Source organism: Streptomyces sp. NBC_01450, assembly GCF_036227505.1.
Lineage (GTDB): Bacteria > Actinomycetota > Actinomycetes > Streptomycetales > Streptomycetaceae > Streptomyces.
This window is the reverse complement of record NZ_CP109480.1, coordinates 5,780,680-5,804,114: the sequence shown is the minus strand read 5'-3', so window position 1 is coordinate 5,804,114 and position 23,435 is coordinate 5,780,680. Positions and strand designations below refer to the sequence as shown.

General features: G+C 70.0%; 21 protein-coding genes and 1 pseudogene. 14 read left to right on the top strand and 8 right to left on the bottom strand.

All coding sequences use genetic code 11. From position 1 onward, the window contains the following. Window positions 1-10 precede the first annotated feature (10 nt). Entirely contained in the window at window positions 11-1,234 is a 1,224-nt protein-coding gene (locus OG568_RS25795; protein ID WP_329533292.1) for an MFS transporter, read from the top strand. A gap of 19 nt (window positions 1,235-1,253) precedes the next feature. Next, the gene (locus OG568_RS25790; RefSeq protein WP_329533291.1) at window positions 1,254-2,243 is read left to right on the top strand and encodes an NAD(P)H-quinone oxidoreductase; all 990 of its coding nucleotides are present in this window, start codon (window positions 1,254-1,256) and stop codon (window positions 2,241-2,243) included. 46 nt (window positions 2,244-2,289) lie between these two features. Here the strand turns inward: OG568_RS25790 and OG568_RS25785 are convergent, their stop codons facing one another. Continuing rightward, complete coding sequence (locus OG568_RS25785) at window positions 2,290-2,745, bottom strand: hypothetical protein (protein ID WP_329533290.1); 456 nt, start codon at window positions 2,743-2,745, stop codon at window positions 2,290-2,292. Window positions 2,746-2,901: 156 nt separating this feature from the next. Between OG568_RS25785 and OG568_RS25780 the strand changes: the two genes are divergently transcribed. Beyond that, window positions 2,902-3,444 carry a bacterial proteasome activator family protein gene (locus OG568_RS25780; protein WP_266432459.1) on the top strand — a complete coding sequence of 181 codons (543 nt, stop codon included), beginning with the start codon at window positions 2,902-2,904 and terminating at the stop codon, window positions 3,442-3,444. Between the two features lie 89 nt (window positions 3,445-3,533). Here the strand turns inward: OG568_RS25780 and OG568_RS25775 are convergent, their stop codons facing one another. Continuing rightward, window positions 3,534-5,162, bottom strand: coding sequence for a protein kinase domain-containing protein (locus OG568_RS25775; RefSeq protein WP_329533289.1), 1,629 nt, complete (start codon window positions 5,160-5,162; stop codon window positions 3,534-3,536). Window positions 5,163-5,585: 423 nt separating this feature from the next. On the opposite strand from OG568_RS25775, the gene OG568_RS25770 reads away from it, so the two are divergent. After that, window positions 5,586-7,157 carry a protein kinase domain-containing protein gene (locus OG568_RS25770; RefSeq protein ID WP_329533288.1) on the top strand — a complete coding sequence of 524 codons (1,572 nt, stop codon included), beginning with the start codon at window positions 5,586-5,588 and terminating at the stop codon, window positions 7,155-7,157. Between the two features lie 110 nt (window positions 7,158-7,267). On the opposite strand, the gene OG568_RS25765 is transcribed toward OG568_RS25770, so the two are convergent. The 3 genes from OG568_RS25765 to OG568_RS25755 all read right to left on the bottom strand — a co-directional run bounded on the left by OG568_RS25765 (window position 7,268) and on the right by OG568_RS25755 (window position 9,651). Then, complete coding sequence (locus tag OG568_RS25765; RefSeq protein WP_329533287.1) at window positions 7,268-8,407, bottom strand: phosphotransferase; 1,140 nt, start codon at window positions 8,405-8,407, stop codon at window positions 7,268-7,270. 76 nt (window positions 8,408-8,483) lie between these two features. Continuing rightward, on the bottom strand, window positions 8,484-8,906 hold the full coding sequence (locus tag OG568_RS25760) for a pyridoxamine 5'-phosphate oxidase family protein (RefSeq protein WP_329533286.1): 423 nt from the start codon (window positions 8,904-8,906) through the stop codon (window positions 8,484-8,486). Between the two features lie 79 nt (window positions 8,907-8,985). Continuing rightward, window positions 8,986-9,651, bottom strand: coding sequence for a response regulator transcription factor (locus tag OG568_RS25755; RefSeq protein ID WP_329533285.1), 666 nt, complete (start codon window positions 9,649-9,651; stop codon window positions 8,986-8,988). Between the two features lie 380 nt (window positions 9,652-10,031). Between OG568_RS25755 and pdhA the strand changes: the two genes are divergently transcribed. From pdhA to OG568_RS25740, 3 genes are read left to right on the top strand one after another with little or no spacing between them, the layout of a single operon-like run. After that, window positions 10,032-11,285, top strand: a complete 1,254-nt coding sequence (gene pdhA / locus OG568_RS25750) for a pyruvate dehydrogenase (acetyl-transferring) E1 component subunit alpha (RefSeq protein ID WP_266432446.1) — start codon at window positions 10,032-10,034, stop codon at window positions 11,283-11,285. A 2-nt stretch (window positions 11,286-11,287) separates the two neighbouring features. Beyond that, window positions 11,288-12,268 (top strand): alpha-ketoacid dehydrogenase subunit beta, encoded by a 981-nt coding sequence (locus OG568_RS25745; protein ID WP_266432444.1) that lies wholly within the window; start codon window positions 11,288-11,290, stop codon window positions 12,266-12,268. Between the two features lie 10 nt (window positions 12,269-12,278). Then, window positions 12,279-13,712 (top strand): dihydrolipoamide acetyltransferase family protein, encoded by a 1,434-nt coding sequence (locus OG568_RS25740; protein ID WP_329533284.1) that lies wholly within the window; start codon window positions 12,279-12,281, stop codon window positions 13,710-13,712. A gap of 84 nt (window positions 13,713-13,796) precedes the next feature. On the opposite strand, the gene OG568_RS25735 is transcribed toward OG568_RS25740, so the two are convergent. Beyond that, window positions 13,797-14,696 (bottom strand): D-alanyl-D-alanine carboxypeptidase family protein, encoded by a 900-nt coding sequence (locus OG568_RS25735; protein WP_329533283.1) that lies wholly within the window; start codon window positions 14,694-14,696, stop codon window positions 13,797-13,799. 220 nt (window positions 14,697-14,916) lie between these two features. Here OG568_RS25735 and OG568_RS25730 point away from each other — a divergent pair, with 220 nt between their 5' ends. Both OG568_RS25730 and OG568_RS25725 read left to right on the top strand, forming a co-directional pair. After that, window positions 14,917-15,591, top strand: coding sequence for a GntR family transcriptional regulator (locus tag OG568_RS25730; protein ID WP_266583987.1), 675 nt, complete (start codon window positions 14,917-14,919; stop codon window positions 15,589-15,591). After that, on the top strand, window positions 15,588-16,892 hold the full coding sequence (locus OG568_RS25725) for an MFS transporter (RefSeq protein ID WP_266432434.1): 1,305 nt from the start codon (window positions 15,588-15,590) through the stop codon (window positions 16,890-16,892). Before OG568_RS25730 ends, OG568_RS25725 begins: the two co-directional genes overlap by 4 nt. Before the next feature lie 175 nt (window positions 16,893-17,067). Here OG568_RS25725 and OG568_RS25720 read toward each other — a convergent pair whose 3' ends face one another. Further along, the gene (locus OG568_RS25720; RefSeq protein WP_329366296.1) at window positions 17,068-17,892 is read right to left on the bottom strand and encodes a maleylpyruvate isomerase family mycothiol-dependent enzyme; all 825 of its coding nucleotides are present in this window, start codon (window positions 17,890-17,892) and stop codon (window positions 17,068-17,070) included. 154 nt (window positions 17,893-18,046) lie between these two features. Between OG568_RS25720 and OG568_RS25715 the strand changes: the two genes are divergently transcribed. Next, window positions 18,047-18,841, top strand: a complete 795-nt coding sequence (locus tag OG568_RS25715) for a carbon-nitrogen family hydrolase (RefSeq protein WP_329533282.1) — start codon at window positions 18,047-18,049, stop codon at window positions 18,839-18,841. Between the two features lies 1 nt (window position 18,842). On the opposite strand, the gene OG568_RS25710 is transcribed toward OG568_RS25715, so the two are convergent. Next, window positions 18,843-19,337 (bottom strand): LURP-one-related/scramblase family protein, encoded by a 495-nt coding sequence (locus OG568_RS25710; protein ID WP_329533281.1) that lies wholly within the window; start codon window positions 19,335-19,337, stop codon window positions 18,843-18,845. Window positions 19,338-19,403: 66 nt separating this feature from the next. Between OG568_RS25710 and OG568_RS25705 the strand changes: the two genes are divergently transcribed. The 4 genes and pseudogenes from OG568_RS25705 to OG568_RS25690 all read left to right on the top strand — a co-directional run bounded on the left by OG568_RS25705 (window position 19,404) and on the right by OG568_RS25690 (window position 23,365). Next, window positions 19,404-19,877 (top strand): hypothetical protein, encoded by a 474-nt coding sequence (locus OG568_RS25705; RefSeq protein ID WP_329533280.1) that lies wholly within the window; start codon window positions 19,404-19,406, stop codon window positions 19,875-19,877. 120 nt (window positions 19,878-19,997) lie between these two features. Continuing rightward, window positions 19,998-20,141 (top strand): annotated as a pseudogene (locus tag OG568_RS25700) (cupin domain-containing protein); the annotation flags it as partial. 111 nt (window positions 20,142-20,252) lie between these two features. After that, window positions 20,253-21,596, top strand: a complete 1,344-nt coding sequence (locus OG568_RS25695; RefSeq protein WP_329536453.1) for a recombinase family protein — start codon at window positions 20,253-20,255, stop codon at window positions 21,594-21,596. Then, a complete protein-coding gene (locus OG568_RS25690) occupies window positions 21,560-23,365 on the top strand; it encodes an NHL domain-containing thioredoxin family protein (protein ID WP_329533278.1) in 1,806 nt (601 codons plus the stop codon). Before OG568_RS25695 ends, OG568_RS25690 begins: the two co-directional genes overlap by 37 nt. Window positions 23,366-23,435: the final 70 nt, after the last annotated feature.

Sequence of the window (23,435 nt, the reverse complement as noted above, 5' to 3'; positions counted from 1 at the left end):
GAGCCACGCCATGCCTCAGCTCATGCCGGATGCCGGACCCCAACGCGTCATCGCCGCCTCGAACTTCGTCCACACCGTCGGCAGCGGCCTCTATCTGACCGCCGGGGTGCTGTACTTCACCCAGGCGGTTCACCTCCCGGCGGGCCAGGTCGGCCTCGGCCTCGGCATCGGCGGCTTCGTCTCACTGGCCGTGGGCATCGCCGTCGGCCATCTCGCGGACACCCACGGAGCACGCGGGGTCTACGCGAGCACCCTCGTCGTCCAGGCACTGGCAACGGCGGCCTTCGTACTGGCCGACAGCTTCTGGCCGTTCGTTCTCGCGGTGTGCGCGGCCACCGGGGCGAAGGCGGCCGGGCTGGCCGCGCGCTCCCCGCTCATCAGGCACTACGGAGGGGACCGGCCACAGGAGTTCCGTGCCTATCTCCGTGCCGTGACCAACGTCGGCATCTCCCTCGGCGCCCTGCTGGCGGGCTGGGCCGTCCAGGTCGGCACCCTCAGCGCCTATCAGCTCCTGGTCGTCGGCAACGCGATCGCCTTCGCGGCCGCCGCGGCCATCGTGCTCCTGCTCCCGCCGGTCGAGCCCGCGCCCGCCGTCGGCGGCCCTCGCCGGCTCGCCCTGCGGGACTGGCCCTACCTCCTGCTCACCGCGCTCGACGGCATCATGGCCGTCCAGTTCAAGGTGCTCACCGTGGCCGTTCCGCTCTGGCTGGTCGAGGCCACCACCGCCCCGCGCTGGCTCATCTCCGGCACCATGCTCACCAACACCGTCCTCGTCGTCGTGCTTCAGGTGCGCGCCGGCCGGGCCGTCGTTTCCCCGGCCGCGGGCGGCAGCGCCTACCGCCGGTCGGGCCTGGCCTTCCTCCTCTCCTGCGCCCTGATCTCGTTCTCGGCGGGGATGCCGGCGTGGGCCGCCGTGGCGCTGCTCATGACCGCGGTGGTGATCCACACGGTCGGCGAACTGTGGCACTCCGCCGCGGGTTTCGAGGTGTCCTTCGCCCTCGCCCCACGACACGCCACCGGCCAGTACCTGGGCGTGTTCGGCCTGGGCGCCGGCCTGGCCGAAGCCCTCGGCCCCGGCCTGCTCATCGCGCTCTGCATCACCTGGGGCCGACCCGGGTGGTACGTCGTCGGAGCACTGTTCGCGCTGACGGGCCTGGCCGCACCGCTCGTCGTCCGCCGGGCCGAGCGCCGACAGCTCGCCGAGAACGGTGCCCGCGCGCTTCTCACCGTGTGACGGGGGTAGCGTCGGCCCTATGAAGGCAGTGACGATCACCCAGCCCGGCGGCCCCGAAGTGCTCACGTGGACGGATGTGCCGGATCCCGTTCCCGGTGACGGGGAAGTTCTCGTCGAAGTAGTGGCCAGCGCCGTCAACCGCGCCGACCTGATGCAACGGCAGGGCTTCTACAACCCGCCGCCCGGCGCCTCCCCGTACCCCGGACTCGAGTGCTCGGGCCGGATCGTCGAGACCGGCCCCGGAGTCTCCGGATGGGCCGTCGGCGACGAGGTCTGCGCGCTGCTCGCGGGCGGCGGATACGGCGAGAAGGTCGCCGTCCCGGCCGGGCAGCTGCTGCCCGTTCCCGAGGGTCTGGACCTCAAGCAGGCGGCCGCACTGCCCGAGGTGACCTGCACCGTCTGGTCCAACGTCTTCATGATCTCCCACCTGCGCCCGGGCGAGACCCTGCTCGTGCACGGCGGCTCCAGCGGCATCGGCACCATGGCGATCCAGCTGGCGAAGGCCGTCGGCGCGAAGGTCGCCGTCACGGCCGGCACCAAGGAGAAGCTCGACTTCTGCGCCGAGCTCGGCGCGGACATCCTCATCAACTACCGCGAGCAGGACTTCGTCGAGGAGATCGACCGCGCCACGGACGGCTCGGGCGCCGACGTCATCCTCGACAACATGGGCGCCAAGTACCTCGACCGCAATGTGCGGACCCTCGCGGTCAACGGACGGCTCGCGATCATCGGCCTGCAGGGCGGCGGCAAGGGCGAGCTGAACATCGGCGCGCTCCTCACCAAGCGTGCCGCGATCAGCGCCACCTCGCTGCGCGCCCGCCCGCTCGGCGAGAAGGCGGCGATCGTCGCGGCCGTACGCGAGCACGTGTGGCCGCTGATCGCCTCCGGCCACGTACGTCCTGTCGTCGACCGTGAGCTGCCGATGAGCGACGCGGCTACGGGGCACCAGATCCTGGAGGAGAGCGGCCACATCGGCAAGGTCCTCCTCGTCGTCCCCGGCAAGGACTAGGACACCGAAGCCCCGACGACCCGGTTCGGGTGCCCGGGCGGTCCGCTCAGTCGCGGCGCAGGCGCAGGGCGAGGAAGGCCAGGCCCAGGCCCAGGCCGATGAAGATCAGCCCGCTGCCGAGAGGCAGGATCTCGAGGACCGGTTCGGGGGCGGACGCCGGACCGACCACCTGGTGCTGGACGGGCACGGCCGCGGGTCGCGACGGCTCGGGGGCGTCGGTGGCCACCGGGTGGTCCGACGCGGCGTCCTCCCCGGCGGGGTCGCGGTCCGTGTACGTCGGCACGGTGTCCTCGTGGTTTCCGTTCTCGTCCACGTCCCCCGCCGTGGGCTCCGCGCGCCCCGGTCGCGTACGGCCCTCTCCCTCGCTGCTCCCGGCGCGGGAGACGCCGGTGCTCGGAGTGGGATCGGCGGCGTAGGAGACGGCGTACGAAGGGCATATCGTGCCGGTCGTCAGGACGAGCAGCAGTCCGGCCACACGGAACGCGGTGAGCCGTGGAGTCATGTGGGTGACCCCCTCCCGGTGAGGAGTCCCATGATCAATGGAGCAAGCCTCACATGACCTCCCTTTCCCGGCATCTCGACGATCGCCTGGAGGGTGGATCACGCTGCACGGGGGGCACCACCCTGATGAGGTGGAGGGGTGCGAGAGAATGGCCGCATGGAGATGCCGAGGAACGAAAGGTCGCCGGAGAACCCCCAGATCCTGGTCGTGGGCCAGGACGGAATGGCTCTCGGTGGCACCGGTGACGAGGACTCCCGCGAGGTCCCGGTGACGGAGATGGTCGAACAGCCCGCCAAGGTCATGCGTATCGGGAGCATGATCAAGCAGCTTCTCGAAGAGGTGCGCGCCGCACCTCTGGACGAGGCGAGCCGGGTCCGGCTCAAGGAGATCCACTCCAGTTCCGTGAAGGAGCTGGAGGACGGCCTGGCGCCCGAGCTGGTCGAGGAGCTGGAGCGGCTCTCGCTGCCCTTCACGGACGACGTGATCCCCACCGACGCCGAGCTGCGGATCGCGCAGGCCCAGCTGGTGGGCTGGCTGGAGGGCCTCTTCCACGGCATCCAGACGACCCTGTTCGCCCAGCAGATGGCGGCCAGGGCCCAGCTGGAGCAGATGCGCCGCGCGCTCCCGCCGGGCGTCGGCGGCCTGGACGGCGACGAGGACCCGCGTGCGGGCGGCCGCTCCGGCGGACCGTACCTGTAGTCCCCGGCGACCCCTTCTTCCGAGGCGACCCCTTCTCACGAGACGGGCCTGGCACGTGAAGTGCCGGGCCCGTCCCTACGTCCGGCGGTTCAGGCCGGGTTGCCCGTCGAGACGCTCAGCACGATGTCCGGCATGTCCTTGGGATCGACGTCGTCACCCGCGGACGGGAACTGATCCATGATCGTGTCCTGGCCGTAGGTGGTCTCGTTGACGTGCTTGATCTTCATGTGCCAGCCCGCGGCCTGGAAGCAGGACTTCACCGACGTCAGGTTCTTGTAGTGGAAGTCCGGGATCTGGATCTTGTTCGGGTCGTTGTACGTCTCCTGTGGAGACGTGCACTTCTCCTCGTCGATCGTCTTCGACGTGTCCGGACCCTTGTGGCCCGCCACCACCGACGGCGAGGGGCTGCTGCCGCCGCCTCCCTGGGCGTCGCTGTGCCCGTTGCGCAGCGCGAGGGCGGCGACCAGTCCGCCGATCGCGACGAGCGCGACCACGATCGAGCCGACGACGACCGCCTTGTTGCCCTTGCGGCCACCCGGGTCACCCGGGACGGAGGTCTGGGGCTGGGGCGCGAGGTGGTACGGCGGCGGGGTCGACACGCCCTGCTGGGGGGCGTACGCCGGGACCCCCGGCGTCGGGTAGCCCCCCTGCTGCGGATACCCGTACGCCTGGGACGGCGTGGGCGTCGGGACCGGCGCACCGTAGGGACCGGGCTGGTAGGGCGTCTGTACGGGACCCGGGGTGGGCATCGCCCGGTCGACGGGCGGGAAGACGGCCGAGCCGACGCCCGCGCCGCTCGACGTCCTGGCCCCCGGCACGATGCTCGGCGCGGTGGCGTGCAGCGACTGGGCCACCCGCAGACACTCGTCGCGCATGGTCTCGGCGCTCGGGAAACGCTCGTTCGGGTTCTTCTTCAGTGCGCGGGCGACCAGCGCGTCCACCGCCGGGGGCAGCGAGCGGTTGATCGAGGAGGGCGTGACCGGCTCCTCCTGGACGTGCGCGTACGCGATGGCCAGCGCTGAGTCGGCCTCGAACGGCAGCCGCCCGGTGACCAGTTGGAACAGCATGATGCCGACGGAGTACAGGTCGGACCGGGCGTCCACACCCCGGCCGAGCGCCTGCTCCGGGGAGAGGTACTGCGGGGTGCCGACGACCATTCCGGTCTGCGTCATCGAGGTGACGCCGGACTGCATGGCGCGGGCGATGCCGAAGTCCATCACCTTGACGACGCCGCGCTTCGTCATCATCACGTTGCCCGGCTTGATGTCCCGGTGGACCAGGCCCATCTCGTGGCTGATCTCCAGGGCCGCCAGCACGTCCGCGGTGATCTTCAGGGCCTTGTCGGCGGGCATGGCCCCGTACTGCGCGATGTCCTGGTCGAGCACGGAGCCGAGCGGGCGGCCCTCGACGTACTCCATGACGATGTACGGCGTCGTCATGCCGCCCAGTTCGTCCTCGCCGGTGTCGAAGACCGAGACGATGTTCGTGTGCGTGAGTTTCGCCACCGCCTGGGCCTCGCGGCGGAAGCGCTCGCGGAAGGCCTGCTCGCGGCCGAGCTCGGTGTGCAGTGTCTTGATCGCGACCTGGCGGTCGAGCACCGAGTCGTAGGCGAGGTGCACCGAGGCCATGCCGCCTTCGCCGAGCAGATCACGCAGCTGGTAGCGGCCGCCGGCGACCGCGCGCCCCGCGTACCGGCCCTGTGCGCCGTCCTGGCTCATGTTCTGCGTCCCCCATTGGCGCGGATTGTTCTGCCCGTGCTGCCAGCTGTGCCGCGCGCTCCGCGCGATCGTGCGATGATCCGCGCGGTGATCTGCGCGTTGATCCGTAGCGAGTCCGAGCTGTGATCGATCTGTGTTGCGGTGATCGATTGGCTGATTCCCGGCCAAGTCTGCCGTAGGGCACTGACACGTCAAGCGCGGTGCCCGTTCCGTGACCGTCTGCGAAAGAAGCGTCGCGGAAGCGTTACAGCTGCCGTGCGGGCGGTACACGGAATTTGCACGCGGGTACCCAGGACAGGTTTCATGGCCGGTCCATCTCACTTCCATCTCGGGCCGGAGCCTTGCGCGAAGCCTGTAGCGTGGCCCGACGGAGACCGTAACAACCACCGCGCAGACCGCGGGCAGAAACGACGGCGAGGACTGATGGCACAGCAGCAGCGCGCTCAGGGCCCGTCCGACCCCGAGGCGACTGGCGGCGGTATGTCAGATGCGCCGGAGATGTGGGGTAACGGCGGACTTGTGGGGGACGGCCGATACCGGCTGACCCACAGACTAGGCCGGGGCGGCATGGCCGAGGTGTTTGCGGCCGAGGACGTGCGCCTCGGGCGCACCGTCGCGGTCAAGCTGCTCCGCTCCGACCTGGCCGAGGACCCGGTGTCCAAGGCCCGCTTCACGCGTGAGGCGCAGTCGGTGGCCGGACTCAACCACCACGCCGTCGTCGCCGTGTACGACTCGGGCGAGGACGTGGTCGGCCACGGAGTCGTCCCGTACATCGTGATGGAGCTCGTCGAGGGCCGCACGATCCGCGATCTGCTGATCAACGCCGAGGCCCCCGGGCCCGAGCAGGCGCTGATCATCGTGTCCGGTGTCCTGGAGGCGCTCGCCTACTCGCACCAACACGGCATCGTGCACCGCGACATCAAGCCGGCGAACGTGATCATCACGAACACCGGTGCGGTGAAGGTGATGGACTTCGGCATCGCGCGCGCCCTGCACGGCGCGCAGTCGACGATGACCCAGACCGGCATGGTCATGGGCACACCGCAGTACCTCTCCCCGGAGCAGGCCCTCGGCAAGGCCGTCGACCACCGCTCCGACCTGTACGCGACCGGTTGCCTGCTGTACGAACTCCTCGCGCTGCGGCCCCCGTTCACCGGCGAGACGCCGCTGTCGGTGGTCTACCAGCACGTCCAGGACATCCCGGTGCCTCCCTCCGAGGTCGCGGCCGGGGCACCGCCGGAGCTCGACGGGCTCGTCATGCGCTCCCTCGCGAAGGAGCCGGACGACCGGTTCCAGACCGCCGAGGAGATGCGGGGCCTGGTCCAGTACGGGCTGCAGATGCTGTACGACCAGGGCGGGCACACCGGCACCTGGAACACCGGCCCGGTCGCCGTGCACGAGGGGCTGCACACCCCGGCGTCCGGCTTCGCCGGCACGACCGCGCTGCCGCACCCCGGTGACTCCGGCACCACGCAGATCCCGGCGCCGATGATCCCGCCGTACGGCAGCGGCGGGGACGACGGCGGCTTCGAGGGACACGGCAACCACGGCAGCGGCCGCGGCAAGCTGTGGATCCTCGCGGTCCTCGCGGTGATCGCGATCGCGGCGGGCGTCGCGCTCGCGCTCCACCGCACCGCTGACACCGGTGGCAGCGGGACCAGTACGACGCAGTCGCCGACGGCCTCGCAGTCGAAGAAGGACGACGAGTCCAGTGCGACGCCCAGTGACACGGCCACGGACACCCCGACGGACGATTCCACGGACGACGACACCAGCTCGGGCGGCGGTTCGGGCTACACGCCGTCGTACACGCCGTCCCCGAGCTACAGCAGTCGGCCCTCGAGCCAGCCGTCGGACCCGGCCACGAACACGACGCCGACGGACACGACACCTTCGGACCCGGCGAGCCCGAGCGAGGAACCGTCGACGCCGGTCGATCCGACGGACGGCGACGGCGGCGTCGGCGACAACCAGGGCAGCTCGCAGGGCCCTTGAAGGACACCGACGCAGACGTCCACCACGCGCGCGTGAAGCCCGAAACGGGCGCCACGCGCGCGTGGTGTTTCTGCCCTGCCCGGTGACGGCGACCCGACCGGTGACGGCGATCAGTCGGCGAACGCCTCGCGCACCGCGTCGTACTCCCGCGTCCACCACACCGCCAGCGCCGAGGCCGCCGGGAACTGCGGATCGGCGCGGGTGTCGCCGCGCTCGTAGTGCCAGCGCAGCATCCAGAAGTCGTTGAGGCGCTCCCACCACACCCGGTGCACGGCGGCCGCCAGTTCGGCGGGTCCCGCGCCCGCCGTCCGCCGGTACGCGCGCGCGTAGGCCCGCACCTTCGCCAGGTCGAGCGCGCCGACGGGACGTACGAAGAAGATCACCGCGGCGCGTACGGCCTCCTCGGCGCGGGGATGGACGCCCAGCCGGTCCCAGTCGACGATCGCGGCCGGTTCACCGTCGCGGTAGAGCAGGTTGAAGGGGTGGAAGTCGCCGTGCACCCAGCCGACCGAGCCGCCCTGCGGGGGCCGTCGGTCGGCATGCCGCTCCAGGAGGGCGCGCCGCTCGAGGAGCCGGTGCCGGGCCAGTGCGTCGAAGGCGTCGTACGGGCGGTGGCGTCGCACCCGGGCGAGCAGGCGGTCGATGAGCGCGAAGGTGTCCGCGGGGTCGGCTCCCCGGGCCGGATCGACCCCTTCGGCCGCCGCTGAGCCTTCCACCCCCGTTGAGCCGCCCCCTCCCGCCGGCCTCTCCGCTTCCGCCGTCCCTCGCCTCGCCCGGGTGGTGTCGGCAGGTGTCGCCGGGGCACGGCCGTCCGTCGGCATCACCCGCTCCAGGCTCGCGTGGACGACGCCCAGGAGCGCCCCCAGTCGTGCGCACTGCTCCGTGGAGAGCTGGCCGCCGTGCCGGTGCCGGCCGTCGATCCAGGGGTGCAGCGCGTACGCGTGGCCCCCGATGACGGCGACCGTGCGCCCGTCGGTGCCGGTCAGCGGTGGGGCGACGGGAACGCCGAGGTCCGCGAGGCGCTGGGTCGCCCGGTGCTGGCGGGCGATCGCGACGGGGTCGGCGGTCTCGGGGTCGAAATGGTGTTTGAGGAAGTAGCGGCCGCGGGTGGTGCGAAGCCGGTAGCCGTGGTTGAGCAGTCCCTGTTCGACGGGGTCGCAGGTCAGCGCGGACCCGGCGGCGTACTGGCGGAGGAGGGCGCCCAGAGGGGGCGCGTGAGACACCGGGGGTGGTACGGATGAGCGCGGCACGCGCCAGATGCTAGGGCACGAGCCGGGCCTCTGACCTCGGGTTTGTCACAGACAGTCGTCTTCGATCAGGGGACAGTCACAGGGTGCGCCGGAACTGGCGTTCCAGGCCATTGTCCATGGAGTGGACGGTGGAGAACTGGGGCTCGATGCCCAGATAGACCGGGTCGTAGGGCTCGCCGTCCACGAACCGCGGCGCGGGCCCGAAGAGCTCCCGGTGGGCCGCGGTCGGCTCCACGGCCTCGCACCGGCCCACGATCTGTACGGACCACACGCTCTCGCCCGGCTCTGCGGAATCCAGGTTGTCGGTGCCGTAGGCGACGACGCTCCCGAGACAGGCCGGGTGGTACCCGCAGCCGCGGTGCAGGCGCAACAGGACGCGGCCGTCGACCACGACGTGGCGGGCGAGGGCGAGAAAGGGCATGGCGCGCAGGCTGGCGGCCACCTGGCCGTGGTCGGTGCGGCCGAGAAGTTCCACGGCGAGGTCGTCGTCGTTGGGCATACCCCCAATTTCCGGCACCCTGAAGGACCCGAAAAAGAGGCGCCCGCCCCTTGAAGAGGGGCCAAAGGTCCCGAATGGCTCAGCGGTGCTGCCTCTCCGCCTGGATGCGCGCCACATAGGCGGCGGCCTGGGAGCGTCGTTCCATGCCCAGTTTGGACAGCAGGCTCGACACGTAGTTCTTGATCGTCTTTTCGGCGAGATGCAGCCGCTCGCCGATCGTGCGGTTGGTGAGTCCCTCGCCGATCAGGTCGAGGATCTTGCGCTCCTGCTCGGTGAGGTGCCCGAGCCCGTCGTCGTTCTTGGCGCTGCCGCCGTGCCGCAGCCGCTCCAGGACCTGGGCGGTGGCCACCGGGTCGAGCAGCGACTTCCCGGCGGCGACATCGCGTACGGCCGAGAGCAGTTCGGCGCCGCGGATCGCCTTCAGCACATAGCCCGACGCGCCCGCCATGATCGCGTCGAAAAGGGCCTCGTCGTCGGCGAAGGAGGTCAGCATCAGGCACTTGATGGCCTCGTTCTGGGACCGGATCTCGCGGCAGACCTCCACCCCGCTGCCGTCCGGGAGCCGTACGTCCAGGATCGCGACGTCCGGGGCCGTGGCCGGGATCCGCACCAGCGCGTCGGCCGTCGTGCCGGCCTCGCCGACGACCTCGATGTCGTCCTCGCCCGAAAGCAACTCATGGACACCGCGGCGTACCACCTCGTGATCGTCGAGGAGAAATACGGTAATTTTTCCGTTTCCGGGCACAAAGTCAGTGTCACACGCCACCCTTGGCCCTGCCCGGGGTGAACTCTTCCCGTGCCTGGGGTGACCGGGATAACGTGCCCGTGTTCCGGCCCCCTGCAAGGCTGTGACCAGTGCTGTGACCAGCGACTGTTCCCGGCCTGCGTGCATTACTTGGAAATCCGACTAAAAAGTAGTGGGAAGTCCAAGCAAAAACGCAGGTCAGGAGGGGTTTCACAGAAATGTGGAGCACTGGGTAACGTGGCCGTTGCAGGGCGCTCGCCGGGGCACCTGTCACGCCTGTTCCCGGCCGAGTGCACCCACCCCGTGCACGGGTACTTGGAGCAGGCGAGCCGCACTGGCCACCCGGCAACCCCGGGGGCCGGACCGACGGAGGAGCACACGTGACCGTGGAGAGCACTGCCGCGCGCAAGCCGCGACGCAGCGCCGGTACGACCGCTGCGAAGAGCGGCGCCAGTACGACCGGTACGAAGAACGCCGCGAGCAAGCGCACCAGCGCGGCCGCAGGCAAGAAGACACCGGGCGTACCCGGCGCACCTGGCGCATCGGGCCCCGGTCCCGAGCTCGTCCAGCTGCTGACGCCGGAGGGCAAGCGGGTCAAGGACGCCACGTACGACCCGTACGTGGCCGACATCACCCCCGAAGAGCTGCGCGGTCTGTACCGGGACATGGTGCTGACCCGCCGCTTCGACGCCGAGGCCACCTCCCTGCAGCGCCAGGGCGAGCTGGGCCTGTGGGCCTCGCTGCTCGGCCAGGAGGCGGCCCAGATCGGCTCCGGCCGGGCCACCCGTGAGGACGACTACGTCTTCCCGACCTACCGTGAGCACGGCGTCGCCTGGTGCCGCGGGGTCGACCCGACCAACCTGCTCGGCATGTTCCGGGGTGTGAACAACGGCGGCTGGGACCCGAACAGCAACAACTTCCACCTGTACACGATCGTCATCGGCTCGCAGACACTGCACGCCACCGGCTACGCCATGGGCGTCGCCAAGGACGGCGCGGACTCGGCCGTGATCGCGTATTTCGGGGACGGCGCCTCCAGCCAGGGCGACGTCGCTGAATCGTTCACCTTCTCCGCGGTCTACAACGCCCCGGTCGTGTTCTTCTGCCAGAACAACCAGTGGGCGATCTCCGAGCCCACCGAGAAGCAGACCCGCGTCCCGCTCTACCAGCGCGCGCAGGGCTACGGCTTCCCGGGCGTCCGGGTCGACGGCAACGACGTCCTCGCCTGCCTGGCGGTCACCAAGTGGGCGCTGGAGCGGGCCCGCCGCGGCGAGGGTCCCACCCTCGTCGAGGCGTACACCTACCGCATGGGCGCGCACACCACCTCCGACGACCCGACCAAGTACCGGGCCGACGAGGAGCGCGAATCGTGGGAGGCGAAGGACCCGATCCTGCGCCTGCGCACGTACCTGGAGGCTTCAAACCACGCGGACGAGGGATTCTTCGCGGAACTTGAGGCCGAGAGCGAGGCGTTGGGCAAACGAGTACGCGAAGTCGTCCGCGCCATGCCGGACCCGGACCACTTCGCCATCTTCGAGAACGTGTACGCGGACGGGCACGCGCTCGTCGACGAGGAGCGGGCCCAGTTCGCCGCCTACCAGGCGTCGTTCGCGGATGAAGGGGAGGGCAAGTAGCGATGGCTGCGGAAAAGATGGCGCTGGCCAAGGCGATCAACGAGTCGCTGCGCACGGCCCTCGACGCCGACCCCAAGGTCCTGATCATGGGCGAGGACGTCGGCAAGCTCGGTGGTGTCTTCCGGGTCACCGACGGGCTCCAGAAGGACTTCGGCGAGGACCGGGTCATCGACACCCCGCTCGCCGAGTCGGGCATCGTCGGTACGGCGATCGGTCTCGCACTGCGCGGGTACCGGCCGGTGGTGGAGATCCAGTTCGACGGTTTCGTCTTCCCGGCGTACGACCAGATCGTCACGCAGCTCGCGAAGATGCACGCGCGGGCGCTCGGCAAGATCAAGCTCCCCGTCGTCATCCGGATTCCGTACGGCGGTGGCATCGGCGCGGTCGAGCACCACTCCGAGTCCCCCGAGGCGCTGTTCGCGCACGTGGCGGGCCTGAAGGTGGTCTCTCCGTCGAACGCGTCGGACGCCTACTGGATGATGCAGCAGGCCATCCAGAGCGACGACCCGGTGATCTTCTTCGAGCCGAAGCGGCGCTACTGGGACAAGGGCGAGGTCACCACCGACGCGATTCCCGGACCGCTGCACAAGGCGGTCGTGGCCCGCGAGGGCAGCGATCTGACGCTCGCCGCCTACGGCCCGATGGTGAAGGTCTGCCTGGAGGCGGCCGCGGCCGCCCAGGAGGAGGGCAAGTCGATCGAGGTCCTGGACCTGCGCTCGATGTCCCCGATCGACTTCGACTCCGTCCAGACGTCGGTGGAGAAGACCCGCCGCCTGGTCGTGGTGCACGAGGCCCCGGTGTTCCTGGGTACGGGCGCGGAGATCGCCGCCCGCATCACGGAGCGGTGCTTCTACCACCTGGAGGCACCCGTCCTGCGGGTGGGCGGCTATCACGCCCCCTATCCGCCGGCGCGGCTGGAGGAGGAGTACCTTCCTGGCCTGGACCGGGTGCTCGACGCCGTCGACCGCTCGCTGGCGTACTGAGGAGAGGGTCGTGACGACGATGACTGAGAACGCGTCGGGGCTCCGCGAGTTCAAGATGCCCGACGTGGGCGAAGGGCTCACCGAGGCGGAGATCCTCAAGTGGTACGTCCAGCCCGGTGACTCCGTCACCGACGGCCAGGTCGTCTGCGAGGTCGAGACCGCGAAGGCCGCCGTGGAACTGCCCATTCCGTACGACGGCGTGGTGCGCGAACTCCGCTTCCCCGAGGGGACGACGGTGGACGTGGGCCAGGTGATCATCGCGGTGGCCGTGGCCGGCGGGGCCCCCGCCGAGGAGGCCCCCGCCGCCCAGGCACCGGCTGCCGCCCCGGCACCCGCCGCCGAGGAACCCAAGCCCGAGGGCCGCACGCCGGTCCTCGTCGGGTACGGGGTGGCCGAGTCCTCCACGAAGCGCCGCCCCCGCAAGGGCACCGAGGTCCCGGCCCAGCAGCCCGAGCCGTTCCTGGCGGCCACCGCGATCCAGAGCGAGCTCAACGGCCACGGCCACGGGTCCGTGGCGGTCGGGCAGCGCCCCCTCGCCAAGCCCCCCGTCCGCAAGCTCGCCAAGGACCTCGGCGTCGACCTGGCGACGGTCACCCCTTCGGGCCCGGACGGCATCATCACGCGCGAGGACGTGCACGCGGCGGTCGCTCCGGCTCCGGTGCAGCCCGCGGTGACGGCGCCCCCGGTTCCCGCCCAGGCACCGGCTCCCGCTCCGGTCGTCACGTACGACACGGCGCGTGAGACCCGTATCCCGGTCAAGGGGGTCCGCAAGGCCACGGCCGCCGCGATGGTCGGCTCGGCGTTCACGGCGCCGCATGTCACCGAGTTCGTGACGGTCGACGTGACGCGCACGATGAAGCTCGTCGAGGAGCTCAAGCGGGACCCCGACAAATATGGGATGCAGGGTCTGCGGGTCAATCCGCTGCTGCTCATCGCCAAGGCCCTGCTGGTCGCCATCAAGCGCAACCCGGACGTCAACGCGTCCTGGGACGAGGCCAACCAGGAGATCGTCCTCAAGCACTACGTGAACCTGGGCATCGCCGCCGCGACCCCCCGCGGTCTGATCGTCCCGAACATCAAGGACGCGCACACCAAGACCCTCCCCCAGCTCGCCGAGTCGCTGGGCGAGCTGGTGGCCACGGCCCGCGAGGGCAAGACCTCGCCCGCCGCGATGCAGGGCGGCACGGTCACGATCACGAACGTCGGCGTCTTCGGCGTCGACACCGGCACGCCGATCCTCAACTCCGGCGAGTCGGCGATCCTCGCGATCGGCGCGATCAAGCTCCAGCCGTGGGTCCACAAGGGCAAGGTCAAGCCCCGCCAGGTCACCACGCTGGCCCTGAGCTTCGACCACCGCCTGGTCGACGGGGAACTGGGTTCCAAGGTGCTGGCCGACGTGGCGGCGATCCTGGAGCAGCCGAAGCGGCTGATCACCTGGGCGTGAGCGTCGGCGCGTAGTCGGCGCCGGACACGACGAAGGGGGCCCGTCGCGGTGAGCGGCGGGCCCCCTTCGTCTGGTGTGCGAGAACTACTTGGCGAAGCCGTAGTTCAGGAGCTTCGTCGCGTCCGTGCCGCGCTGGGCCACCGAGGTGGAGGCGAGGACGGTGCCGATGATGGTCTTGCCGTTGCGGGTGGCGGCGAAGACGAGGCAGAACTTGGCCTCGGGGCCGGAGCCGGTCTTCACGCCGATGGTGCCGCTGTAGCTGCTGAGCAGCGTGTTCGTGTTGGTCCATGCCCCCATGGTGCGGGTGCTGCCGGTCTTCGTGACGGTCTTCGCCGTGTACGACTTGGTCTTCACGACCGTCTTGAACGTGGAGTTCTTCAGCGCGCTGCTGGCGAGCTTCGTCAGGTCGCGCGGCGTCGAGTAGTTGGCGCCGTGGCCGATGCCGTCGAACGAGTCGAAGTGCGTGTTCGTCAGGCCGAGGTTCCTCGCGGTGGTGTTCATCTTGCCGATGAACGACTTCACACGGGCGGCACGCGTCGTGCCCGAGCCGAACTTGTCGGCGAGCGCGTACGCGGCGTCGCAGCCGGACGGCAGCATCAGACCGTAGAGGAGCTGACGGACGGTGACCTTGTCACCGACGATCAGCTTGGCCGAGGAGGCGTAGTTGTTGGCGACGATGTAGTCGCTGTACGCCTTCTGGATCGTGACCTTGGCGTCGAGGTTGAGGTTCGGCTGCGCGAGCACGACCTTGGCGGTCATGATCTTGGTGGTGGAACCGGTGGAACGCTTGGTGTCCGCGGCCTTGGTGTACAGGGTCTTGGCCGTGCCGTTGTTCATCACGTAGCCGCCGGCGGCGGCGATCGTGGGCGTCGTGACAGCCCCTGCGGGGGCGGCCCCGAAAGCTCCGGCCGCCAGCACGGCGCCGGTGGTGACGGTGACAGCGGCGGCTCGGCGGAAACGCGTGCCCTTAATGCCGGTAATCAAAATGTACGCTCCGAATGCGCGAAATGCCCCTGGGAGAACGGCACATGGTAGTGCCGTCTTACGTACGGACTCGCGACGGACCCAAAGGGATGCACGAAAGAGGGGGTTGAATTGTGTGACGTGGGTTACGCCGGGGACTGGTGTTGACGCGTGAGGGGGTACCGGTCCGCATCCTGGACGGCGCGCCACCATGCGTACGTGTTGTATCTATGATGTGCGCATGCCTGCCGCGCCGTCCGTGTCCGCTCCGCCCGTCACCAAGCAAGCCCCCGCCGCCGACCGCGTCTACGCCCACGTCAAGCGGGGCGTCCTGGAACGTCGTTACGAGGGCGGAACGCTCCTCACCGAGGGCGAGCTCGCCGAGGCCGTGGGGGTCTCGCGCACGCCGGTGCGCGAGGCGTTGCTCCGGCTCGAGGTCGAGGGCCTGATCAAGCTCTACCCGAAGAAGGGCGCACTCGTCCTGCCCGTCTCCGCGCAGGAGATCGCGGACGTGGTCGAGACACGGCAACTCGTCGAGGAGCACGCGGCGCGCAAGGCCGTACCCGCGTCGCCGCACCTCATCGCGCGCCTGGAGGAACTCCTCGCACAGCAGAAGGAACAGGCCGCCGCGGGAGACCTGGCCGGCGCCGCCGTCACCGACCGCTGTTTCCATGCCGAGATCGTCCGCAGCGGCGGCAACGAGATCCTCTCCCGCCTCTACGACCAGTTGCGCGACCGGCAGTTGCGGATGGGCGTCGCCGTCATGCACGCGCACCCCGACCGGATCACCAAGACGCTCACCGAGCACGAGGCGATCCTCGAAGCACTGCGGTCCGGCGACGCGGAGGCGGCGGTCAATATCGTCCACCGTCACGTCAGCTGGTTCTCGAACCTGGCGCGGGGAGAGGTCCGATGAGCTCCCACTCGGCCGTCTCGCTCCCCGGAGACCCGCCCGGCGGGCGCCGCGCGATCGGCGTCTGGGGCATCGGCGTCTCCGTCTACTTCGTCGCCGTCATCTTCCGCACGTCGCTGGGAGTGGCCGGGCTCGACGCCGCGGACCGCTTCCATGTGAACGCCTCCGCCCTCTCCACCTTCTCGATCCTGCAACTCCTCGTCTACGCGGGCATGCAGATACCCGTGGGCCTGCTGGTCGACGTGCTCGGCACCAAGAAGGTACTGACCATCGGCGTACTGCTCTTCACCGCCGGCCAGTTGAGCTTCGCGTTCTCCTCCTCGTACGGGATGGCCCTGGCCTCGCGCGCGCTGCTGGGCTGCGGGGACGCGATGACGTTCATCAGCGTGCTGCGCCTGGGTACGCGCTGGTTCCCGGCGCGGCGGGGGCCGTTGGTCGCGCAGCTCGCCGGGCTGGTGGGCATGGCGGGCAACCTGGTCTCCACCCTCGTCATCGCGCGGCTGCTGCACGGGGTGGGGTGGACGACGGCGTTCGCGGGCAGCGCGTTCGCCGGGGTCGTCGTCCTCGTACTCCTTCTCCTCTTCCTGAAGGACCACCCCGAGGGGCACGAGCCGGAACCGTTCCCGCACCAGGGGGCCGCGTATGTGCGCCGGCAGATCGCGGCGTCGTGGCGGGAGCCCGGTACACGGCTGGGGATGTGGGTGCACTTCACGACACAGTTCCCCGCGATGGTGTTCCTGCTCCTGTGGGGCATGCCGTTCCTGGTCCAGGCGCAGGGGCTGTCGCGGGCGACGGCCGGTGAACTGCTCACCCTCGTGGTGCTGTCCAACATGTTCGTGGGACTCGTCTACGGGCAGATCGTCGCCCGGCATCACGCGGCGCGGCTTCCGCTGGCGCTCGGGACGGTGACGGCGACGGCGGTGGTCTGGGCGAGCGCGCTGGCGTATCCCGGTGACCGGGATCCGATGTGGCTGCTGGTCGTGCTGTGCACGGTGCTGGGGGCGTGTGGGCCGGCCTCCATGATCGGGTTCGACTTCGCGCGGCCCGCGAATCCGCCGGAGCGGCAGGGGACCGCGTCCGGGATCACCAACATGGGTGGTTTCGTCGCCTCCATGACGACGTTGTTCGCGATCGGCGTGTTGCTGGACGCGACCGGGGACGACTATCGCGTCGCGTTCTCCGCCGTGTTCGTTCTTCAGGCGGTGGGGCTGAGTCAGATCTTCCGGTTGCGGAAGCAGGCGGCGCGCAGGGAGCGGGAGCGGTTGGTGGCGAGCCGGGTGGAGACGGTGCACGTCCCCGCGTAGCGCCCCTTCAGGGGCGCGGGGAACCGCGCGACCAGCCCCCACCGACCGGCAGCCTTCCATCCACCCACAGGCTCCCGGCCACCGGCAGAGTCCCGGCCACCGGCAGGCTCCCGACCACCGGCAGGCTCCCGACCACCCACAGGCCCCCGGTCACCCGCAGTCGAAGAACCCCGCGCTACGGCGTGACCGCGAAGTTCCTCAGGATGGCCGAGGTCAGTTCCGGGTCGCCCTCTGTCTTGATGCGATCGGAGACGGCGTCAGCCGTGACACGGCCGCAGGCGAGGCGGAAGTACGTCTCCCAGTCGAGGGTGAGGGTGGCGGCCGGGCCGAGAGAGGGGGCACCGTCTATCGAGCCGCGCCCGTCCGCATCGACCCGCACCGTCCGCAGGAACTCCAGCGGCCCGTGGATGTCGAAGACGACCGCCGAGTTCGCGGGCGCCCCCGCGTCCTTGGCGACGACCTTCGGCAGGGCTCCGAGCAGCTCGTCACGGACGATGTGCGCGCCGGGCGAGTCGAGGTTGCCGGGCGCGCGGAGCGAGGTCCGGAGATCCTGTTCGTGCACCCACACATCGAACGCCCGCTTACGCATCGCCTGCTCGAGGGTGATCTCGGTCCCCAGCGGCCCGCGCACCTTGGCGTCCGGCTGCCGCGACTCGTTGCGCAGCTGACGGTTGCGGCGGATGATCGTGTACTCCAGCTCGGAGGTCATCTCCGGCGCCGTGTGGTGGCGGCGCACGTCGACCTGCATCTCCATGTACCGCTGGTGCTCGTTGGTCACGTGGAACAGGTCGCGGGGAAGCGTGTGGATCGGCCGAGGATCGCCCAGCATCTCGCAGTCGAGCCCGATGACATGCGAGACGAGATCCCGCACCGACCAGCCGGGGCAGGGCGTCCGCCGGTTCCACTCACCTTCCACCAGCGGCGACACCAACTCGGATATCGCATCGACGGAGTGGGTCCAGGCGTCGGCGTAGGACTGAAGGCTGGGATGCAGACTCACGGAACGGGACCCCTCGGGCGGTTGGACGCGGGCAGTGCACAGGCAGCGGGTGTCTTGGGACGCTAAGTTACGCTGCTGTGAGGCACCCCGGCAGTGCTTTGGTGTGACGATCGTAGGCCTGTATGGACGGCTCGAATGCCAGGACGGTGGTAGTGTGCGCGCCTCTCTCCTCCAGATCGACGTAAACGACGGCGAATCGGTCGATTCGCGTCGGCGTCGTGTGGCGGCTCTGGTACGAGAACAAGCCGGAGTCGATCTGGTCGTGCTGCCGGAGCTGTGGACCACGGGGGCGTTCGCCTACGAGTCGTTCGGTGCGGAGGCGGAGGCCTTCGAGGGGCCGACGTTCGAGGCCATGGCGAAGGCGGCGAGCGACGCGGGCGTCTGGCTGCACGCCGGTTCGATCCCCGAGCGGGACGCCGACGGCACCCTCTACAACACCTCCCTCGTCTTCTCCCCCTCCGGCGACCTGACCGCCGCCTACCGCAAGATCCACCGCTTCGGCTTCGACAAGGGCGAGGCCGTGCTGATGGGCGCGGGCGGCGAACTGGTGACGGTCCGGCTGCCGGAAACCACGGTCGGCATCGCCACCTGCTACGACCTCCGCTTCCCCGAGCTCTTCCGCGGGCTCGTCGACGCGGGCGCCGAGACCCTCGTCGTCTCGGCCGGCTGGCCCGAGCGGCGCCGCTCCCACTGGACGCTGCTCGCCCAGGCCCGCGCGATCGAGAACCAGGCGTTCGTTCTCGCCTGTGGAACGGCCGGCACGCACGCGGACGTTCCCCAGGCCGGTCACTCGATCGTGGTCGATCCGTGGGGTGAGGTCCTGGCGGAGGCCGGGGCCGGGGAGCAGGTGCTCACGGTGGACTTCGACCCCGGCAAGGTCGCGACCACGCGGGAGCAGTTCCCGGTGTTGAAGGACCGGATGCTGGGACTCACGGCACCACGCCGCTGAGTCAGTCCTCGTCCCGCTCCTTCTCCGCCAGGTGGATCACGCACACCGCCACCGCGATCAGCAGCGCGGGGTCCGCGTCCTCGCGGACGACGTCCACGCCGTACGTCTCCCGTACGTGCAGCCACCGGCGCGAGATCACCGCCAGCAGCTCACCGTCGTACTCGACCACGAACTCGCGGTCGAGGATCTTCCCGCTGACGTCGAGTTCCGTACCGTCCACCAGGGACACCCGGTAGTGGTTGCGGAGCAGGGACAGCCGCTTGCGCCGGATCGTCGCCAGCGGTTCGCCGTCCCGCTCGATCACCATCGTGTCCCGCAGGGCGAACATCTTCTGGTGGATGTCGACGAGGACACGCCCGCGGGTGTCCTTCAGCTCGAAGGTGTCCCGCAGCCGCATGGCCTTGCCGTCGACGAGGAACACCTTGGTGCCGTGGTCGTCCTCGATCCAGTAGTCGTCACCGAAGCCGAGGAGCCGGTCGCGTACGAGGAATCTCATACCGGTACCGCTTCCCGGGATCCACGAGACCATCACGCGTTCGCGGGAAGGTGCGCCCTCGTCGGCGTGGCCGTCCTGCTCGCGGCCGCGACCGGCTGCTCCCACGCGCGGGACTGCGCCGGCGTGGGCACCGTCTCCGGTGTCGGCGTGCTGTTCGTCCACCAGGGGTACGGCGACCTCGGGGGCGCCTTTTTCGAGCTGTGCGCGCGGGGCACGTTCACGAAGGGTGAGCTGCGGCTGGAGGGCATCACGGACGTGCAGCTCCCGTTGCCGCACGACATGGACCCCGGCGCCGGCCCGATCCGCTTCCGGGTCACCCGCAAGGGCGCCACCCGCCCCGTGATCGACGCGTCCGCCGGCGTGCAGCTCACCTTCCAGTCCGACGGCTGTGGTGGTGGCGACTACAGCCGAGGGCTCGCCTTCACCAAGGAGGGGGGTCTTACGGCGAAGATCCCGAGGGCGGTGTCGGAGGCCTGGGGCGAGCAGGTCAGATCCCGGGCCACGTCCACGTCACGGCCCGATCCGTCCCCGTCCCCCTGATCCCGGAAAACCCGCGCCCGGCTCCTCCTTCGCGAAGGGACCGGACGTCCCCCCTTCCCCCGGACCCGGCCCGAAGCGCCGCCGGTACGCCGACGGGCTCAGCCCCGTCTCGCGCCGCAGCCGCGCCCGCAGGTACACAAGCCGAGCGCCCCGACCGGCGCCGCGATCCTGCTCTTCGAGCCCACCGGAACCTTCACGGTCGGCGACCGTCACGACGAGGTCCCGGACCACGTGGACGCCACTACGGGGCACGTGCTGAGGTGAGTTCATTACCTTTGACTCTGCTGTTCGTTCACAGAGTGATCAACTCTGGGAGGGGACTTGCAGCACCACGATGCTTGCGTCGAATATGCCGATCTCTATCTATGACTCTCGCTGGATCGGGATGGCAAAACGGCCATTGAGCGCCAAGAGACCGATTGTCGGGCCTGGGCAGGCTTACATGGTTTGGTTGTTCGCAGAGTGCACGTCGACCGAGGTCGGTCCGGCTACAAAGATGTGAGCAGGGAAGGCTTCGACAATGCGAGAGCGGCTGTCACGTCGGGTGCGGTCCGCACGCTGATCGTGTGGAAGCTGGACAGGCTCAGCCGCAAGGGAATCGCTGAGGTCGGTCCTCTGCTGGACGAGTTCGATCAGGTCGGGGGCCGTTTGGTTTCCGTCATGGACAAGTTGGATTCAGGTTCCCCTGGGGCGAGGCTCGCCATCGCGTCGCTGTCGGAGTGGGCCCGTGTCGAGTCGGAGACCCAGGGTGAGCGCATCCGTCATGCCAAGCAGTACTTGCGCAACCGGGGAAGGTGGATCGGAGGTCAGCCCCCCTACGGGCTGTGCGTCGACCCTGATTCAGGGCGGTTGTTCCCGGACGCGGAGACTTCCGTGTACGCGCGTCTGATCGCGGACGAGGCGCTCTCTGGCAGTCCGCTTGTAAGGATCGCGAGGCTGCTCAACGAAAACGGGATTCCCTCGCCCCGGGGTGGGCTCTGGCAAGTGGGCTCGCTGTCCCAGCTGCTCAAGGCGCCGGCATTCGCGGGACTGCTTCCTGAGACCGAGACCGTCTGGGACGAGGAGCGTGGCCGGCGCAAGTACACCGGGGTGGTCAAGCCCTACCGGGACCCGGCGACCGGAGGCCCGGTCGTCGTGGGTGAGGGAATCGTCACCGTTGAGGAGCAGAAGCGGATCATGGCCACTCTGGAGTCCAGGACCCGACTCAGGGGCGATGGTGTGAAGCACCCGGTTCGAGCGTCGGTGCACCTGCTGACAGGACTTCTGTACTGCGGAATCGACGGATGTGGAACCCGCATGAGCCTGAGCGGCAAGTCGTATGTCTGCCAGGGCGTGCGACTGGGGCACACCTGTCCGGGTGCGCGGGCGCTGGCGGCGCCTGTCGAGAGGGCGGTGGTGGAATCCCTCATCGCCAGGGTCCCGTCCCTCCCCGCAGGGCATCCGACGCGTAAGGCGATGGCCGACCGGAATGTTCCGTTCGACCGTGCAGGCCTGACGGCTCTGTGGGAGCGAAGTGAGGTGGGGAGTAAGCGGGGACTCCTGTCCGAGGCCATCGAGCGTGTCTGGGTCACGCGTGCCGAGGGGCGGGGGCGACGGTTTGATCCCGAAAGACGACTGCGGATCGTCTGGGCCGGGGAAGGCCGTGCGGAACAGGGTTCAGCGGGGTGTGGTTGGCTTGATCCATGGCAAAGCGAGCACGTGTCCGGGCCCCCGAACTGACAGGTAAGGGTGGCTGGATCAATACAGTCGGTGGACAGCTCGGCCTCACTGAACTCCGAGGCCGCATCGTAATTGTTGATTTTTGGACATTTTGTTGCGTGAACTGTCTGCATGTCCTCGACGAGCTCCGCGAGCTGGAGGAGAAGCACCGGGACACGGTGGTGATCATCGGCGTGCACTCGCCGAAGTTCGTGCACGAGGCCGAGCACCAGGCGGTCGTGGACGCGGTGGAGCGGTACGGGGTCGAGCACCCGGTGCTCGACGATCCCGAGCTCGCGACCTGGAAGCAGTACGCCGTACGGGCCTGGCCCACGCTCGTCGTGATCGACCCCGAGGGGTACGTGGTCGCGCAGCACGCCGGTGAGGGGCACGCGCACGCGATCGCCCGGCTGGTGGAGGAGCTGGAGGCCGAGCACGCCGAGAAGGGGACGTTGCGGCGCGGCGACGGGCCCTACGTGGCGCCCGAGCCCGAGCCCACGGCGCTCCGCTTCCCCGGCAAGGCGCTCGCCCTGCCGAGCGGGAACCTCCTGGTCAGCGACACGACCCGGCACCAGCTCGTCGAGCTGGAGAGCGACGGGGAGAGCGTCGTACGGCGGATCGGCTCCGGGATGCGGGGGTTCGTGGACGGGTCGGCCGAGGAGGCCGGGTTCAGCGAGCCGCAGGGGCTGGCACTGCTCGACGACGGCTCGGTCGTCGTCGCGGACACCGTGAACCACGCGCTGCGCCGCCTCGACCTCGCGACCGGCGAGGTCAGCACCCTCGCGGGTACGGGACGCCAGTGGTGGCAGGGCTCGCCGACGTCCGGCCCGGCGCGCGAGGTGGACCTGTCCTCGCCGTGGGACGTGGCGCTGTTCGGCGGGAAGGTCTGGATCGCCATGGCCGGGGTGCACCAGCTGTGGGCGTACGACCCGGAGGGCGGCACCGTCGGGGTCGCCGCCGGTACGACGAACGAGGGGCTCGTGGACGGGCCGGGGGCCGAGGCCTGGTTCGCGCAGCCGTCCGGGCTCGCCGCCACCGCCGACCGGCTCTGGCTCGCCGACTCCGAGACGAGCGCCCTGCGCTGGGTGGATCTCGACGGGGCCGTCCACACCGCCGTCGGCACCGGTCTGTTCGACTTCGGGCACCGGGACGGGGCCGCGGAACAGGCCCTGTTCCAGCACCCGTTGGGTGTCACGGCGCTTCCCGACGGCTCGGTCGCGGTCAGCGACACGTACAACCACGCGCTGCGTCGCTACGACCCCGCGACCGGCGAAGTGACCACGCTGGCGACCGACTTGAGGGAGCCCAGCGACGCGGTGCTCGTCGGGGACGACATCGTGGTCGTGGAGTCGGCGCGCCACCGGCTGACCCGGCTGCGGCTCCCCGAGGAGGCCGTACGGGTGGAGTCGGTCGCCCACCGCACCCAGCGCGCCGCCACCGAAGTCACTCCCGGCGCCCTCAAGCTGGACGTGATCTTCCAGGCGCCGGCCGGCCAGAAGCTCGACGTCCGCTACGGCCCGTCCACCAGACTCCTGGTCTCCTCGACCCCGCCCGAGCTGCTGCTGGGCGGTGAGGGCGCGGGTACTGACCTCTCCCGCGCCCTGGAGCTGAACCCGGCCGTCACGGAGGGCGTCCTGCACGTCTCCGCGATGGCCGCGTCCTGCGACGACGACCCGGAGAACGAGTACCCGGCCTGCCATGTCCACCAGCAGGACTGGGGCGTGCCGGTCCGCCTCACCGAGGGCGGCGCGGACCGGCTGCCGCTGGTGCTCGCGGGGATGGACGACTGACCGTCCCCCACTCCCGCACCATCACCCGCACGGCCGCTACCTGCACGACGGTCACCTGCACGCCGTAGCC